Raw genomic sequence first — 15235 nt, forward strand, 5'->3', positions numbered from 1 at the left:
AACGCATGGCACAGACTGACGTCAAGGACGCGTACTCCATCGCCGTGATCGGTGGTGACGGCATCGGTCCCGAGGTGGTCGCCGAGGGCCTCAAGGTGCTGGATGCGGTGTCGGGCCAGGGCGGCCCGTCGTTCTCGACGACCGACTACGACCTCGGCGCGCGGCGGTGGCACGAGACCGGTGAGACGCTCCCCGACTCGGTGCTCGAGGAGCTGCGCGGGCACGACGCGATCCTGCTCGGTGCCATCGGTGACCCGAGCGTGCCGAGCGGGGTGCTCGAGCGCGGGGTGCTCCTCCCGCTGCGCTTCGCGCTCGACCACTACGTCAACCTCCGCCCGGCCAAGCTCTTCCCCGGCGTCGCCAGCCCGCTCGACGTGGCCCGCGTGGCGCCCGACGGCATCGACTTCGTCGTGGTCCGCGAGGGCACCGAGGGCCCGTACACCGGCAACGGTGGAGCCCTGCGGGTCGGCACGCCCCACGAGATCGCGACCGAGGTCAGCGTCAACACGCGCTTCGGCGTCGAGCGCGTCGTCCGCGACGCCTTCGCCCGCGCCCAGTCGCGCCCGCGCCGGCACCTGACCCTCGTGCACAAGCACAACGTCCTGACGTATGCCGGCCACCTCTGGCGCCGCACGGTCGAGGAGGTCGGGGCCGAGTTTCCCGACGTCGAGACGGCCTACCAGCACGTCGACGCCGCGACGATCTTCCTCGCCACCGACCCCGGCCGGTTCGACGTCATCGTCACCGACAACCTCTTCGGCGACATCGTCACCGACATCGCGGCCGCCATCGCCGGCGGCATCGGGCTCGCGGCCTCGGGCAACATCAACCCCGCGCGCACGACCCCGAGCATGTTCGAGCCGGTGCACGGCTCGGCCCCCGACATCGCCGGTCAGGGCAAGGCGGACCCGACCGCCGCGATCCTCTCGGTGGGCATGCTGCTCGCGCACCTCGGGCTCGACGCCGAGGCGGCCCGCGTGGACGTCGCGGTGGCGGCCGACCTCGCCGCCCGCGGTGACGCGGCACGCAGCACGACGGCCGTCGGCGACGCCGTCGCCGCCCGGCTCTGACCCGCGTCGCGCCGCTCGCCCCCGTCGCCTCCGACGCCCGACTTCGTCGTCTCACGATGTGGGCGATAGCCTGACGTCGGATCACCGCTGACTGCTCCTGGAGGTTTTGTCATGACCCAGCTGTCCTTCGAGGTCACGCGCCGCGACGACGCCACGCCGCCCGAGCGGATCGCCGAGATCCTCGAGAACCCCGGCTTCGGCAAGACCTTCACCGACCACATGGTCGTCGCCACGTGGAACGCCGAGGGCGGCTGGGGCGACGCCCGGGTCGAGCCGTACGGCCCGTTCCAGCTGGACCCCGCCGCGGCGGTGCTGCACTACGCCCAGGAGATCTTCGAGGGCATGAAGGCCTACCGTCACGCCGACGGCTCGATCTGGACCTTCCGCCCCGAGGCCAACGCGGCCCGCTTCGCGCGCTCCGCGCGCCGTCTGGCGCTCCCGGTGCTGCCGGAGGACGACTTCATCGAGTCGCTGCGCCAGCTCGTGGCGGTCGACCAGGCGTGGGTCCCCGCGGGTGACGCGGGGGAGAAGAGCCTGTACCTGCGCCCCTTCATGTTCGCGTCCGAGGCGTTCCTCGGGGTGCGCCCGGCCCAGCAGGTCACCTACTCCGTCATCGCCTCCCCGGCCGGCGCGTACTTCTCCGGCGGCCTCAAGCCGGTGACGCTCTGGATCTCCACCGACTACGCGCGGGCGGGCGAGGGTGGCACCGGCGCGGCGAAGTGCGGCGGCAACTACGCGAGCTCGCTCGCCGGCCAGCTCGAAGGCATCGAGCACGGCTGCGACCAGGCCGTCTTCCTCGACTCCTCGACGCACACGTACATCGAGGAGCTCGGGGGCATGAACCTCTTCCTCGTGACGAAGGACGGGCGCATCATCACGCCCGAGCTGACCGGCACGATCCTCGAGGGCGTGACCCGCAGCTCCATCCTCGAGATCGCCAAGGACCTCGGGCTCGAGCCCGAGGAGCGGCGCATCCCCATCGAGGAGTGGAAGTCGGGCGCGGCGAGCGGCGACATCGTCGAGATCTTCGCCTGCGGCACGGCGGCCGTCGTCACGCCCGTGGGCGAGCTGCGGTGGGAGGGTGGCTCGGTCGACCACCGCCGCGAGGGTCACGAGGACCGCTACGCCGAAGCGATCCGCAACGCGCTCCTCGACATCCAGTACGGTCGCGCCGAGGACACCCGGGGCTGGCTGACCCGCCTCGCCTGACCCGCCTCGCCTGACCCGCCTCGCCTGACCCGCCTCGCCTGACCGGAACCCGAAGACCCCCGGGCGGGAGCCGTCGCGCACGAGCCTCCCCTGACTCCGACGTGTCCGAATGGTCTGAAGTGGCTCCTTTGGGTCCCGATCGTCCGGGGCCGACCCCGGGCGGCGCGCTTCGGCGTGCCCGGAACCCGTTGCCCGAAGGTCTGTTCGGGCAACAGGCCCAGCGCTAGCATCGGTCCAACTTCATACCGAAGATGGGAGTGCAGGGCATGGCTCACGCAACTGATCTCTCCGACGACGAACGCCGCCTCGCGGAGCTCGGCTACAAGCAGGAGCTCGACCGGTCGTGGTCGGGGTTCTCGAACTTCGCGATCTCGTTCTCGATCATCTCGATCCTGGCGGGATGCTTCACGACCTTCGGCCAGGGCTTCAACAACGGCGGGCCGATCGCCATCTCGTGGGGCTGGCCGATCGTGGCGGCCTTCATCCTCGTCATCGGGCTGACGATGTCGGAGCTCGTGTCGGCGTACCCCACCTCGGGCGGCATCTACTGGTGGGCCAACAAGATGGGCGGCGCGCGCGCCGGGTTCTTCACCGGCTGGCTCAACCTCATCGGCCTCGTCGCCGTCACGGCCTCGGTCGCCTACGGCTGCGCCACCTTCATCGACCTCGCCCTCAGCACGTGGTCGTCCGGCTACGCCGAGGGCTACTCGCTCACGCGCGTCTTCTGGATCTTCCTCGTCGTTCTCGTCGCGGCCGCCGTGCTCAACATCTTCAGCGGCCACCTCATGGCCGTCATGAACAACGTCTCGGTGTGGTGGCACGTCGTGGGCGCCGCGGCGATCATCCTCATCCTCGTCGTCGTGCCCGACAACCACCAGAGCTTCTCCTACGTCTTCACCGAGCGGTTCAACAACTCGGGCTACGACGGCGGGTCGACCAGTTCGCCGACGTACTGGCTGCTCATCGTCCCGTTCGGCCTGCTGCTGACGCAGTACACCATCACCGGGTTCGACGCCTCGGCCCACCTCTCGGAGGAGACCTCGGCGGCGTCCAAGGCTGCCGCACAAGGGATCTGGCGCTCGATCTTCTACTCCGCCATCGGCGGCTGGATCCTGCTGCTGTGCTTCCTCTTCGCCGTGCCCGACGGCCCCGACGGCAAGCCCGACAACGCGGGCGTCGGGGCGAACGGCGTCGCATACATCTTCACGCACGCGATGGACTCGAAGTGGGCCGCCATCATCCTCACCATCTCGTGCATCGGCCAGTTCTTCTGCACGACCTCGTGCATGACGAGCGCGTCGCGCATGACGTTCGCCTTCAGTCGGGACGGTGCGGTGCCGGGGTCACGGTGGTGGTCGACGCTCACCGCCGCGCGGGTGCCCGCCAACGCCGTGCTCCTCGTCGCCGTGGTCTCGGCGATCATCACGCTGCCGGCCCTCGTCGAGGTCAACATCGGCACGGAGGCCGAGCCGCTCATCGTGCCGACCGCGTTCTACGCCGTCGTCTCGGTCGCCGTCATCGGGCTCTACCTCGCCTTCCTCATCCCGATCTGGCTGCGCTGGAAGATGGGTGACGCGTTCGTCCCCGGCTCGTGGACCCTCGGCGCGAAGTACCGCTGGATGAACCTCGTGGCCGTCGTCGAGATCGCCATCATCTCGATCTACTTCATCCTGCCCTTCGTGCCCGGCGGCATCCCGTTCACCGACGGCTTCGAGTGGAAGTTCGTCAACTACGCCCCCATCCTCACCCTCGGTTCGCTGCTCGTGCTCGCGGTGTGGTGGAAGGTGTCGGCGCGGCACTGGTTCAAGGGCCCCAAGAGCAACATCGACCCCGAGGTCGTCGACGCGTTCAGCGAGTGACCGAGGAGCAGCGGGCCCGGCCGGCCCCCGCTCCCGGGCCGGCCGACCAGCTCGCCACCGCCCTCGCTCGGCTGTGCCCCGGTGCACGGCCGAGCGAGGTGACGGAGCTGCCCGGGGGACTGACCAACCACAACTACCGCGTGCGGGCGCCCGGGCTCGACGTCGTCGTGCGCGTCTCCTCGCCGAGCAGCGCCCTCCTCGCCGTCGACCACGAGCACGAGTGGCTCAACTCCGTCGCCGCAGCAGAGGCGGGCGTGGGGGCTCCGGTCGTCGACTACGTCCCCGGTGCCGGCATCCTCGTCGTCGAGTTCCTGCCCGGTCGCACGTATGCCGCCGCCGACGTCGGCGCCAACCTGCGCCGGGTCGCGGCGTCGTTGCGGCGCCTGCACGCCGGCCCGGCGTTCGCGTCGCGCTTCGACATGTTCGACATCCGGCGGAGGTATGCCGCCATCGTGCGGGAGCGCGGCCTCGCCGTTCCCGAGGGCTACTGGGATCTCGAGGAGCCGGCTGGGCGCGTCGAGCGCGCGCTGCACGTGCACCCCGACCCGCTCGTCCCCTGCCACAACGACCTGCTCGCCGCGAACTTCCTCGACGACGGCGGCGACGTGCGGATCATCGACTACGAGTACTCCGGCACGAACGAGAGCGCCTTCGAGCTCGGCAACCTCGTGTGCGAGTCGCAGCTCGGCCACGACCACCTCGTCGAGCTCGTCGAGGCCTACCACGGGCGGGTCAGCCACCGGCTGCTCGCCCGTACGCAGCTGTGGGGCCTGGCGGGGCAGTACGCGTGGACGTTGTGGGGAGTCATCCAGCACGGGGTCTCCGACGTCGACGCGGACTTCTGGGCCTTCGCGACCGAGCGGTTCGAGCCCGCCGCCTCGCTCCTGACGAGCACGCGGCTCGACGCGCTCGTCGAGGCGGCCGCCGGCGACGACCCGGGGGAGGGGCGATGAGCGAGATCCCCTCCCGCGCAGAGATCGTCGTCATCGGCGGTGGTGTCATCGGCGCCAGCGTCGCCTACCACCTGGCCCACCTGGGCCGCACCGACGTGCTCCTCGTGGAGCAGGGCAGCCTCTCGTGCGGCACGACGTGGCACGCCGCCGGCCTCGTCGGCCAGCTGCGGGCCAGCGAGGCCGGCACGCGTCTCGTGCAGTACTCGACCGACCTCTACTCGCGCCTCGAGGCCGAGACGGGGCTCGGCACCGGCTACCGGGTGTGCGGAGGGCTCACGGTGGCGCGCACCCCGGAGCGCATGGTCGCGCTGCGGCGCACGGTCGCCAACGCGGCGGCCTACGACCTCGGGTGCGAGCTGCTGACCGCCGAGCAGGCGCACGAGCGCTACCCGCTGATCCGCACCGACGACCTCGTCGGTGCCATCTGGCTGCCCGACGACGGCCGGGCGAACCCGGCGGACCTGACCCAGGCCCTCGCGAAGGGTGCCCGGCGACTCGGCGTCCGCATCGCCGAACGGGTCCGTGTCACAGGCGTGCTCACCCGCGCAGGTCGAGCGGCGGGGGTCCGCACCGACCACGGCGACGTCGAGGCCGACATCGTGGTCAACTGCGCGGGGCAGTGGGCTCGCGCCGTCGGCGTGATGGCGGGCGTCAACGTGCCGCTGCACTCGGCCGAGCACTTCTACGTCGTGACCGAGCCGATCGAGGGCGTGCACCGCGACCTGCCGGTCCTGCGCGACCCCGACGGCTGGACCTACGTCAAGGAGGAGGTCGGCGGCCTGCTCGTCGGCGGCTTCGAGCCGGAGGCCAAGCCGTGGGTGTCGCCGGACCGCATCCCGCACCCCTTCGAGTTCCAGCTGCTCGACGAGGACTGGGAGCACTTCGAGGTGCTCATGGAGAGCGCGATCCACCGCCTGCCGGTGCTGGCCGAGACGGGGATCCGCAAGTTCTACAACGGTCCCGAGAGCTTCACGCCCGACAACCAGTTCATCGTCGGCGAGGCGCCCGAGCTGCCGGGCTTCTTCGTCGGGGCCGGCTTCAACTCCGTCGGCATCGCGAGCGCCGGGGGCGCGGGGCGCGCCCTGGCCGAGTGGGTCGTCGAGGGGCGCCCGACGATCGACCTCGCGAGCGCCGACATCCGTCGTTTCTCGCCGCTCGCCGACGACGACGTCTGGCTGCGCGAGCGCGTCGTCGAGGTGCTCGGGCTGCACTACGCCGTGCCCTGGCCCAACCGGGAGCCCGAGACCGGCCGGGGGCAGCGCCGGTCGCCCCTCGAGTCGCGCCTCGTCGAGCAGGGGGCGGTGCTCGGCACCCGCAACCACTGGGAGCGCGCCAACGTCTTCGCGCCTCCGGGGCAGCCACGCCGGGTCGACTACGGGTGGGACCGACCGGCCTGGGTCGACTGGTGTGCCGAGGAGCAGCGTGCGACGCGTGGCGCCGTCGCGGTCTTCGACCAGACGTCGTTCTCGAAGTACCTCGTGACCGGCGAGGGCGCGGAGCAGGCCCTGCAGTGGCTGTGCACGAACGACGTCGCGGCGCCCGTCGGGCGCACGGTCTACACGGGCCTCCTCGACGAGCGGGGCGGCTACCAGGCCGACGTCACCGTCACCCGAACCGCGCCGGACGAGTTCCTCGTCGTCAGCAGCGCGGCGACGACGGTGCGCGACCTCGACTGGATGCGCCGGCACGCGCCCCGCGGCTGCGCGGCCGAGATCGTCGACGTCACGAGCAGGTATGCCGTCCTCGGCGTCATGGGGCCCCGCTCGGCCGACGTGCTGGGGGCCCTCTCGGACGACGCCTTCGACGACACGACCTTCCCCTTCGGCACGAGCCGCGCGGTGCGCCTCGGCGACGTCGTCGTGCGGGCGACGCGCATCACCTACGTGGGCGAGCTGGGCTGGGAGCTCTACGTGCCCACCGAGCTCGCCACGCGCGTCTACGACGACCTCTTCCGGGTCGGGGCCGACCTCGGCGTCGTGCCCGCCGGGTACTACGCCATCGAGGCGCTGCGACTCGAGAAGGGCTACCGCGCGTTCGGGCGCGAGCTGACGGCCGACGTCGACCCGGTGGCGGCGGGCCTGCTCTTCGCGTGCAAGCTCGCGACCGACGTCGACTTCCTCGGCCGGGCGGCGGTCGAGAAGGCCCGTGGCGTCGTGCCGGCCCGCCGCGTCGTCTCCCTCGTCGTGCAGGACCCGGCCGTCACGGTGTGGGGCGGTGAGCTCGTCCTGCGCGACGGGCGTCCCGTGGGCCAGGTCACGAGCGCTGCCTGGGGAGCGACCGCCGGTTCCGCCGTCGGCCTCGCCCTCGTCGGCGACCGCGGGGCCGGCGGGGCACCGCGCGACTGGGTGCGCTCGGGCGCGTGGGAGGTCGACGTCGCGGGGGAGCGGTCGGCGCTGGCCGTGGGTCTGCGGCCCCCGGTCGACCCGGACGGGCTGCGGCTGCGCCGTTCACGCGACGACACGCGCTAATGGTTCTAAGTCGCACCATTGACGAGGGGACGGTGACGGTATTGGATCGACGGGTGAGTGCAGCCGACCGAGCGCCGTCCCTGCCGGACGTCGTGCTGCGACCCGCGCCGGGCAACGCCTTCGAGGGCACCGTCGAGCAGCTCGCGACGGCCATCCGGCTCGGCGTCTTCGCCCGCGGGGAGCAGCTGCCGCCCGAGCGCGAGCTCGCCGAGCGGCTCGGCGTCAGCCGCAACACGTTGCGCGAGGCGATCGCGGCGCTGCGCGACTCGGGGCTCGTCACGACCCGTCGGGGCCGCGGCGGCGGCACGTGGGTCACAGACGCGGCCGAGCTGCCGCCCCGGGCCACCGGTGCCTTCGTGCGCAGCGGCGCGGCGATGCGCGACGCGCTGACCTTCCGCCGGGTCGTCGAGCCCGGTGCGGCCTGGCTGGCCGCCACGCAGGCACTGGCCGGCGACCAGCGGGCGTGGTTGACCGACAGCCTCGCCGAGGTCGACGAGGCCTCGGACGCCGCAGCGCACCGGGTGGCCGACTCCCGCCTGCACCTCGCCGTCGCCACGCTGTCGGGCTCCCCGATGCTCATCGACGCCGTCACCCGCTCGCAGGCGGCCCTGCACGACATGCTGATGGCCATCCCCGTGCTGCGACCCAACATCGAGCACTCGAACGCCCAGCACCACCAGATCGTCGGGGCCATCCTCGGCGGGAACGCGGAACGGGCCCGAGCGGTCATGGAGGAGCACTGCGACGCGACCTCCGCACTGCTGCGCGGACTCATCGGCTAGCACGCGACGGACGACAGGAAGGCACGCCATGGCGACCAGACCCACACTGACGCTCGACCGGCTCCGCGAGGAGGTCGCCTCGGGCGAGATCGACACCGTGATCGTCGCGTTCACCGACATGCAGGGTCGGCTCCAGGGCAAGCGGCTGCACGGCCACTACTTCCTCGACCACGTGCTCGACGACGGCACCGAGGGGTGCAACTACCTGTTGGCCGTCGACGTCGACATGAACACCGTCGACGGCTATGCCATCAGCTCGTGGGAGCGCGGCTACGGCGACATGTTCTTCGACCTCGACCTCGACACCCTGCGCCGCACGCCGGGCACGCCGCACTCCGCCACGATCCAGTGCGACCTCACCTGGCTCGACGGGAGCGGGCCGGTGCTGCAGTCACCCCGCACGGTCCTCAAGAAGCAGCTGGAGCGGGCCGCCGCCCTCGGCACCGAGGCGCACTGCGGCACCGAGCTCGAGTTCATCGTGTTCCAGCAGTCCTACGAGCAGGCCTGGGACGCCGGCTACACCGGGCTGACCCCGGCCAACCGCTACAACGTCGACTACTCCATCCTCGGCGGCGACCGCGTCGAGCCGCTGCTGCGTGACATCCGCAACGAGATGTACGCCGCCGGCGCCGTCGTCGAGAGCGCGAAGGGCGAGTGCAACTACGGCCAGCACGAGATCGGCTTCCTCTTCGACACCGCCGTGCGCACCTGCGACAACCACGTGGTCTACCGCAACGCGGCCAAGGAGATCGCCTCGCACCACGGCCAGTCGCTCACCTTCATGGCCAAGTTCGACGAGCGCGAGGGCAGCTCCTGCCACATCCACCTCTCGCTCCGCGGGCTCGACGGCGAGGCCGTCTTCGCCGACGACGACGGCGAGCACGGCCACAGCGAGATGTTCGAGCACTTCCTCGCGGGCATCCTCGCGACGCAGCGCGAGCTGACGTACTTCTACGCGCCGAACATCAACTCCTACAAGCGCTTCGCCTCCGCGAGCTTCGCGCCCACCACCGTGGCGTGGGGCCGCGACAACCGCACGTGCGCGCTGCGGGTCGTCGGCCACGGCCCGGCCCTGCGGGTCGAGAACCGGGTCGGCGGCGGCGACCTCAACCCCTACCTCGCCGTGGCGGCGATGCTCGCCGGTGGACTGCACGGCATCGAGGAGAAGCTGCCGCTCGAGCCGGCGCTCGAAGGGAACGCCTACACCTCGGACAAGCCGCACGTGCCCTCGACCCTGCAGGAGGCGCGTGACCTGCTCGCCGCGTCGACGGTCGCGCGCGCCGCCTTCGGCGACGAGGTCGTCGACCACTACGTCAACGCCGCCGACGTCGAGATCACGGCCTTCAACGCGGCCGTCACCGACTGGGAGCGCAGGAGAGGATTCGAGCGACTGTGACCACGACGGACACCCAGAGCCACGACGTCGTCAACCCGGCGACCGAGGAGGTCGTGCGCACGGTCGGGCTGGCCTCGCTCGAGCAGGCCGACGCCGCCATCGCGCGGGCGGTCGCGGCCGGCCCGGCGTGGCGCGCCGTGGCCCCCGCCGACCGCGCCCTGCTGCTGCGCCGCTTCTCCGACCTCGTCGGTGACCACCAGGAGGAGCTGGCCCAGCTCGAGGTCGTCAATGCCGGCCACACCATCGGCAACGCCCGCTGGGAGGCGGGCAACGTGCGCGACGTCCTCGCCTACTACTCGGGAGCCCCGGAGCGCAACGCCGGTCGGCAGATCCCGGTGGCCGGCGGCATCGACGTCACCTTCCGCGAGCCCCTCGGCGTCGTCGGCATCATCGTCCCGTGGAACTTCCCCATGCCGATCGCCGGCTGGGGCTTCGCGCCGGCCCTCGCCGCGGGCAACACCGTCGTGCTCAAGCCCGCCGAGCTGACCCCGCTGACGGCCATGCGGCTCGGTGAGCTCGCCCTCGAGGCGGGCCTGCCAGAGGGGGTCTTCACGGTCGTGCCCGGCAAGGGCTCGGTCGTCGGCGAGCGCTTCGTGACCCACCCCGACGTGCGCAAGGTGTGCTTCACGGGCTCGACGGCCGTCGGCCAGCGGATCATGCGGGGCGCGGCCGACCAGGTGAAGCGGGTCACCCTCGAGCTGGGTGGCAAGAGCGCCAACATCGTGTTCGCCGACTCCGACCTCGAGCTCGCGGCGGCCCGGGCCCCCTACGGCGTCTTCGACAACGCGGGGCAGGACTGCTGCGCGCGCAGCCGGATCCTCGTGCAGCGCAGCGTCTTCGACACCTTCATGGAGCACTTCGAGACCGCGGTGCGCGGTGTCGTCGTCACCGACCCCCGTGACGAGGCGGCCGAGATGGGTCCGCTCATCAGCGCCCAGCAGCGCGAGACCGTGCGGTCCTACGTCGACGCGGCGACCGAGCCTGTCGACGTGGCCTTCCGGGGCGAGGCGCCGGGCGGCCCTGGCTACTGGTACCCCGCCACGGTCGTGCTGCCACGCTCGACGAGCGATCGGGTCTGGCAGGAGGAGGTCTTCGGGCCGGTCGTCGCCGTCATGCCCTTCGACGACGAGGCCGACGCCGTCGCGAAGGCCAACGACACGGCATACGGGCTCTCGGGGTCGATCTGGACCCGCGACATCGGGCGAGGGCTCCGGGTGGCGCGTGCCGTCGAGGCCGGCAACCTCTCGGTGAACTCGCACAGCAGCGTGCGCTACTCCACCCCCTTCGGCGGGTTCAAGCAGAGCGGGATCGGGCGCGAGCTCGGCCCCGACGCGCTGGAGGCGTTCACCGAGGTCAAGAACGTGTTCATCTCCACCGACTGACGTCGCACCGGCGACGCACCACGAGAAACCACTGGGCTGAAAGGAATCCACATGGCAGGCAGGCTCGACGGCAAGGTCGCGGTCATCACGGGCGGGTGCTCCGGCATCGGGCTGGCGACCGCGCGGCGCTTCGCCGAGGAGGGCGCGAAGGTCGTCATCGGCGACCTCGACGAGACCAACGGTCCCCGGGTGGCCGAGGAGCTGGGTGGCACCTTCGTGCGCGTCGACGTCGTGAGCAAGGAGGACGTCGACGCGCTCTTCCGCACCGCGAAGGAGACCTACGGCTCGGTCGACATCGCCTTCAACAACGCCGGCATCAGCCCGCCGGAGGACGACTCGATCCTCGACACCGACCTCGAGGCGTGGCGCAGGGTGCAGGAGGTCAACCTCACGTCGGTCTACCTCTGCTGCAAGGCCGCGCTGCCCTACATGCTCGAGCAGGGCAAGGGCTCGATCATCAACACCGCCTCGTTCGTGGCCGTCATGGGCGCCGCCACGTCGCAGATCTCCTACAGCGCCAGCAAGGGCGGCGTGCTGTCGATGTCGCGGGAGCTGGGCGTGCAGTTCGCCAGGCAGGGCGTGCGGGTCAACGCGCTGTGCCCCGGTCCGGTCAACACGCCGCTGCTCCAGGAGCTCTTCGCCAAGGACGAGGAGCGTGCGGCGCGGCGCCTCGTGCACGTGCCGATGGGCCGCTTCGGAGAGCCGGAGGAGATGGCGAACGCCGTGCTCTTCCTCGCCTCCGACGAGTCGAGCTTCATGACGGCCTCGACGTTCCTCGTCGACGGCGGCATCTCGGGCGCCTACGTCACACCGCTGTGAGCCTCCGCCCCGTCATCGGCGTTACGGCCTACGTGGAGCGGGCCTCGTGGGGCCGTTGGGTCGATGTGCCGGGGGCCCTCGTGCCGCACCGCTACGTGCAGCACGTCGAGGACGCCGGTGGCATCGCCGTCGTCATCCCACCCCGCCCGGACACGGACCACGCCACCGCCCGGGCCCTGCTCGAGCGGCTCGACGGCCTCATCCTGGCGGGCGGGGTGGACGTCGCGCCCGAGCTCTACGCGGACGAGCGCCACGCCACCGTGCAGGACTCGCGCCCCGACCGCGACACGACCGAGCTCGCGCTCGCTCGTGCGAGCGCGGAGGTCGACCTGCCGGTGCTCGGGATCTGCCGGGGCATGCAGGTCATGGCGGTGGCCGCCGGCGGGCTGCTCGAGCAGCACGTGCCCGACCGGGTGGGCCACGACGAGCACTCGCCCGCACCGGCCACCTACGGCGAGCACCCGGTGCGGGTCGTCGCGGGCACGCGCCTGCACGCCGTCATCGGCGGGGTGGCGGACGTGCCGAGCTACCACCACCAGTCGGTGCTCACCCACCCCGGCTACCAGGCGTCCGCCTGGGCCGACGACGGCACGCTCGAGGCGATGGAGGACCCCGTCGCCGGCTTCCGGCTCGCCGTCCAGTGGCACCCCGAGGTCGACACCGACCCGCGCCTCTTCCGGGCCCTCGTGGAGGCGGCCGCCGAGCGGGCGTCTCGCCCCTCGGGACCGTAGTCCACGATCCGGACCACGTGTTCCGCGCGCGTCACGGCCGTCCTACGGTGAGCGGGTGATGACGCGGACCGTGCCCACCGGCACCCTCATTATCGACTAGCGCGACGAGCAACCCTCGTCGCGCAGACCTCCCAACCCTTGGGGGGTCTTTTTGTTTCCCCGACCACCCCTGCGGGAGACACCGCGCCAGGCCACCACCCCGGCCACGCGCACCGAGAAGAGACCGGCCGCCACCCACACCGCTGGCCGACCACCGCTCCGGTGGTCGGCAGGGCCCCCGAGACCGAGGACAATGAAGGCCATGGAAGCGCTCCACGTCTACGACACCACCCTGCGCGACGGCGCCCAGCAGGAGGGGCTCAACCTCTCGGTGTCGGACAAGCTCGCCATCGCCGCGCTCCTCGACGACCTCGGCGTCGACTTCATCGAGGGCGGTTGGCCGGGGGCCAACCCCAAGGACACCGAGTTCTTCGACCGGGCCCGCCGCGAGCTCTCGCTGCGCCGCGCGACGCTGGCCGCGTTCGGGGCCACCCGTCGGGCCGGTGGGGACGCCGCCACCGACCCGCTCGTGCAGGCCCTCGTGGACTCCGAGGCCTCGGTGGTCTGCCTCGTCGCCAAGTCGCACACCGGCCACGTCGAGCGCGCGCTGCGCACGACCCTCGAGGAGAACCTCGAGATGGTGCGCGACACCGTGAGCCACCTCGTCGGCCGGGGCCGGCGGGTCTTCCTCGACTGCGAGCACTTCTTCGACGGCTGGCACCTCGACCGCGACTACGCGCTCTCGGTCGTGCGCACCGCGCACGAGGCCGGGGCCGAGGTCGTCGTGCTCTGCGACACGAACGGCGGCATGCTGCCCCACCAGGTCGAGGAGGTCGTCGCCGACGTCATCGCCTCCACGGGCGCCCGGGTGGGTGCGCACTGCCACAACGACACCGGCTGCGCGGCCGCCAACTCGGTCGCCGCCGTGCGGGCCGGCGCGACCCACGTGCAGGGCACGGTCAACGGCTACGGCGAGCGCACCGGCAACGCCGACCTGCTCACGGTCGCGGCCAACCTGCAGTTCAAGCTCGGCCTCGACGCCATGGAGCACGACTCGTTCGCGCGTGCCATGCACGTCGCGCACGCCATCAGCGAGGTGACGAACGTGCCGGCCTACAGCCGCCAGCCCTACGTCGGGGCGAGCGCGTTCGCGCACAAGGCCGGCCTGCACGCCAGCGCCCTCAAGGTCGACCCCGACCTCTACCAGCACATGGACCCCGCCCTCGTCGGCAACGGCATGCGCACGCTCGTCTCCGACATGGCGGGCCGCGCGAGCATCGAGCTCAAGGCGCGCGAGGCCGGCCTCGACCTGTCCGACCGGCCCGACGTCGTGGCCGCGGTGCTCGCCGAGGTCAAGGACCTCGAGCTGCGCGGCTGGACGTTCGACGCGGCGGACGCGACGGTCGAGCTGATGCTCCGGGAGGCGCTCGAGCCCGGCTGCACCGACTACTTCGAGGTCGAGTCGTGGCGGGTCATCACCGACTCGAGCGGCTCCGGCGACGCGACCTCCGAGGCCACGGTGAAGTTGCGGGCCGACGGCTCGCGGCTCATCGCGACTGGGGAGGGCAACGGCCCCGTCAACGCCCTCGACCACGCCCTCCGCGAGGCCCTCACGCGGGCCTACCCCGAGATCGAGAAGATCGAGCTCATCGACTTCAAGGTGCGCATCCTCGATGCGTCGCACGGCACGGATGCCGTTACCCGCGTGCTCATCGAGACCTCGGACGGCGAGACGTCGTGGGACACCATCGGGGTGGCCGGCTCGATCCTCGCGGCGTCGTGGCGTGCGCTCACCGACGGCATCGTGCACGGCCTGCTCCGTCAGGGTGTGCCGAGGCGCTGAGCCAGGCCCGGCAGCCACGCTGCCGCGGACGTGCGGAAGACCTCCGCACCGAGCCCGGGCGCACCCCGGGGCACGGCCCCGAGCAGACCTTCGGGAAGGGTCGCGAGGTGCTCGCGGTTGGAGGACTCGATGACGTCGGGCAGCCGCGGCGGCCCCGGCCACGAGCCGATGACGATGCCGAGCTGCCGGATCCCCCTGCGTGACAGGGCCTCTCGAGTCAGCATCGTGTGGTTGAGCGTGCCGAGCCCACTGCGCACGACGAGCACGACGCCGCAGTCGGGCAGCGCTCCGGCCAGGTCGGCGAGGGTCTCGCCCTCGTCGGTCAGCTCCACGAGGAGGCCTCCGGCGCCCTCGACCACGACGACGTCGTGCGCGTCGAGGAGCGCGGCCACGGCTCGCCGGTGGTGCGCCAGCGTGGGCAGTCGGGCACCCTCGAGGGCAGCAGCGGGTCGGGGGGCCATCGGTGCGAGGAGGCGGACGCCCTCGGCCGTGCGGGCGCCGGTCAGGGCCGTCACGAGCGCCATGTCGCCCTCGTCGGCGGGTCCCACACCGGTCTGCGTGGGTTTGTAGGCCGCGACGCTCCGGCCGGAGGCGAGCAGCGTGGCGGTCACGGCCGCCGACACGACGGTCTTTCCGACGTCGGTGTCGGTGCCCGTGACGACGACGACGCGGGGGAGCGGCACC

At 71.9% G+C, this 15235-nt stretch carries 12 protein-coding genes; 11 read left to right on the forward strand and 1 reads right to left on the reverse strand.

Annotated features, from left to right (window positions below; all coding sequences use genetic code 11):
* The first annotated feature begins 5 nt into the window (after positions 1–5).
* The 11 genes from ABD979_RS08310 to cimA all read left to right on the forward strand — a co-directional run bounded on the left by ABD979_RS08310 (position 6) and on the right by cimA (position 14551).
* On the forward strand, positions 6–1070 hold the full coding sequence (locus ABD979_RS08310) for a 3-isopropylmalate dehydrogenase (RefSeq protein ID WP_345506997.1): 1065 nt from the start codon (positions 6–8) through the stop codon (positions 1068–1070).
* 111 nt (positions 1071–1181) lie between these two features.
* Complete coding sequence (locus ABD979_RS08315; protein ID WP_345506998.1) at positions 1182–2279, forward strand: branched-chain amino acid aminotransferase; 1098 nt, start codon at positions 1182–1184, stop codon at positions 2277–2279.
* 266 nt (positions 2280–2545) lie between these two features.
* Positions 2546–4138 (forward strand): amino acid permease, encoded by a 1593-nt coding sequence (locus tag ABD979_RS08320; protein ID WP_345506999.1) that lies wholly within the window; start codon positions 2546–2548, stop codon positions 4136–4138.
* The gene (locus ABD979_RS08325) at positions 4135–5091 is read left to right on the forward strand and encodes a phosphotransferase (protein WP_345507000.1); all 957 of its coding nucleotides are present in this window, start codon (positions 4135–4137) and stop codon (positions 5089–5091) included. The genes ABD979_RS08320 and ABD979_RS08325 overlap by 4 nt, the downstream gene beginning before the upstream one ends.
* Positions 5088–7559: a GcvT family protein gene (locus ABD979_RS08330; protein WP_345507001.1), complete on the forward strand. Its 2472-nt coding sequence runs from the start codon at positions 5088–5090 to the stop codon at positions 7557–7559. The genes ABD979_RS08325 and ABD979_RS08330 overlap by 4 nt, the downstream gene beginning before the upstream one ends.
* A gap of 53 nt (positions 7560–7612) precedes the next feature.
* On the forward strand, positions 7613–8341 hold the full coding sequence (locus ABD979_RS08335; RefSeq protein WP_345507002.1) for a FadR/GntR family transcriptional regulator: 729 nt from the start codon (positions 7613–7615) through the stop codon (positions 8339–8341).
* A gap of 28 nt (positions 8342–8369) precedes the next feature.
* Complete coding sequence (locus tag ABD979_RS08340; RefSeq protein WP_345507003.1) at positions 8370–9737, forward strand: glutamine synthetase family protein; 1368 nt, start codon at positions 8370–8372, stop codon at positions 9735–9737.
* Positions 9734–11119, forward strand: coding sequence for an aldehyde dehydrogenase family protein (locus ABD979_RS08345; protein WP_345507004.1), 1386 nt, complete (start codon positions 9734–9736; stop codon positions 11117–11119). The genes ABD979_RS08340 and ABD979_RS08345 overlap by 4 nt, the downstream gene beginning before the upstream one ends.
* A gap of 51 nt (positions 11120–11170) precedes the next feature.
* Positions 11171–11938 carry a 3-oxoacyl-ACP reductase gene (locus tag ABD979_RS08350; RefSeq protein WP_345507005.1) on the forward strand — a complete coding sequence of 256 codons (768 nt, stop codon included), beginning with the start codon at positions 11171–11173 and terminating at the stop codon, positions 11936–11938.
* Complete coding sequence (locus ABD979_RS08355; RefSeq protein WP_345507006.1) at positions 11935–12669, forward strand: gamma-glutamyl-gamma-aminobutyrate hydrolase family protein; 735 nt, start codon at positions 11935–11937, stop codon at positions 12667–12669. Before ABD979_RS08350 ends, ABD979_RS08355 begins: the two co-directional genes overlap by 4 nt.
* A 301-nt stretch (positions 12670–12970) precedes the next feature.
* A complete protein-coding gene (gene cimA / locus ABD979_RS08360; protein WP_345507007.1) occupies positions 12971–14551 on the forward strand; it encodes a citramalate synthase in 1581 nt (526 codons plus the stop codon).
* Here the strand turns inward: cimA and bioD are convergent.
* Positions 14530–15234: a dethiobiotin synthase gene (gene bioD, locus ABD979_RS08365; RefSeq protein ID WP_345507008.1), complete on the reverse strand. Its 705-nt coding sequence runs from the start codon at positions 15232–15234 to the stop codon at positions 14530–14532. The genes cimA and bioD overlap by 22 nt on opposite strands.
* Position 15235: the final 1 nt, after the last annotated feature.

It is taken from the genome of Terrabacter aeriphilus (assembly GCF_039542985.1).
Lineage (GTDB): Bacteria > Actinomycetota > Actinomycetes > Actinomycetales > Dermatophilaceae > Terrabacter > Terrabacter aeriphilus.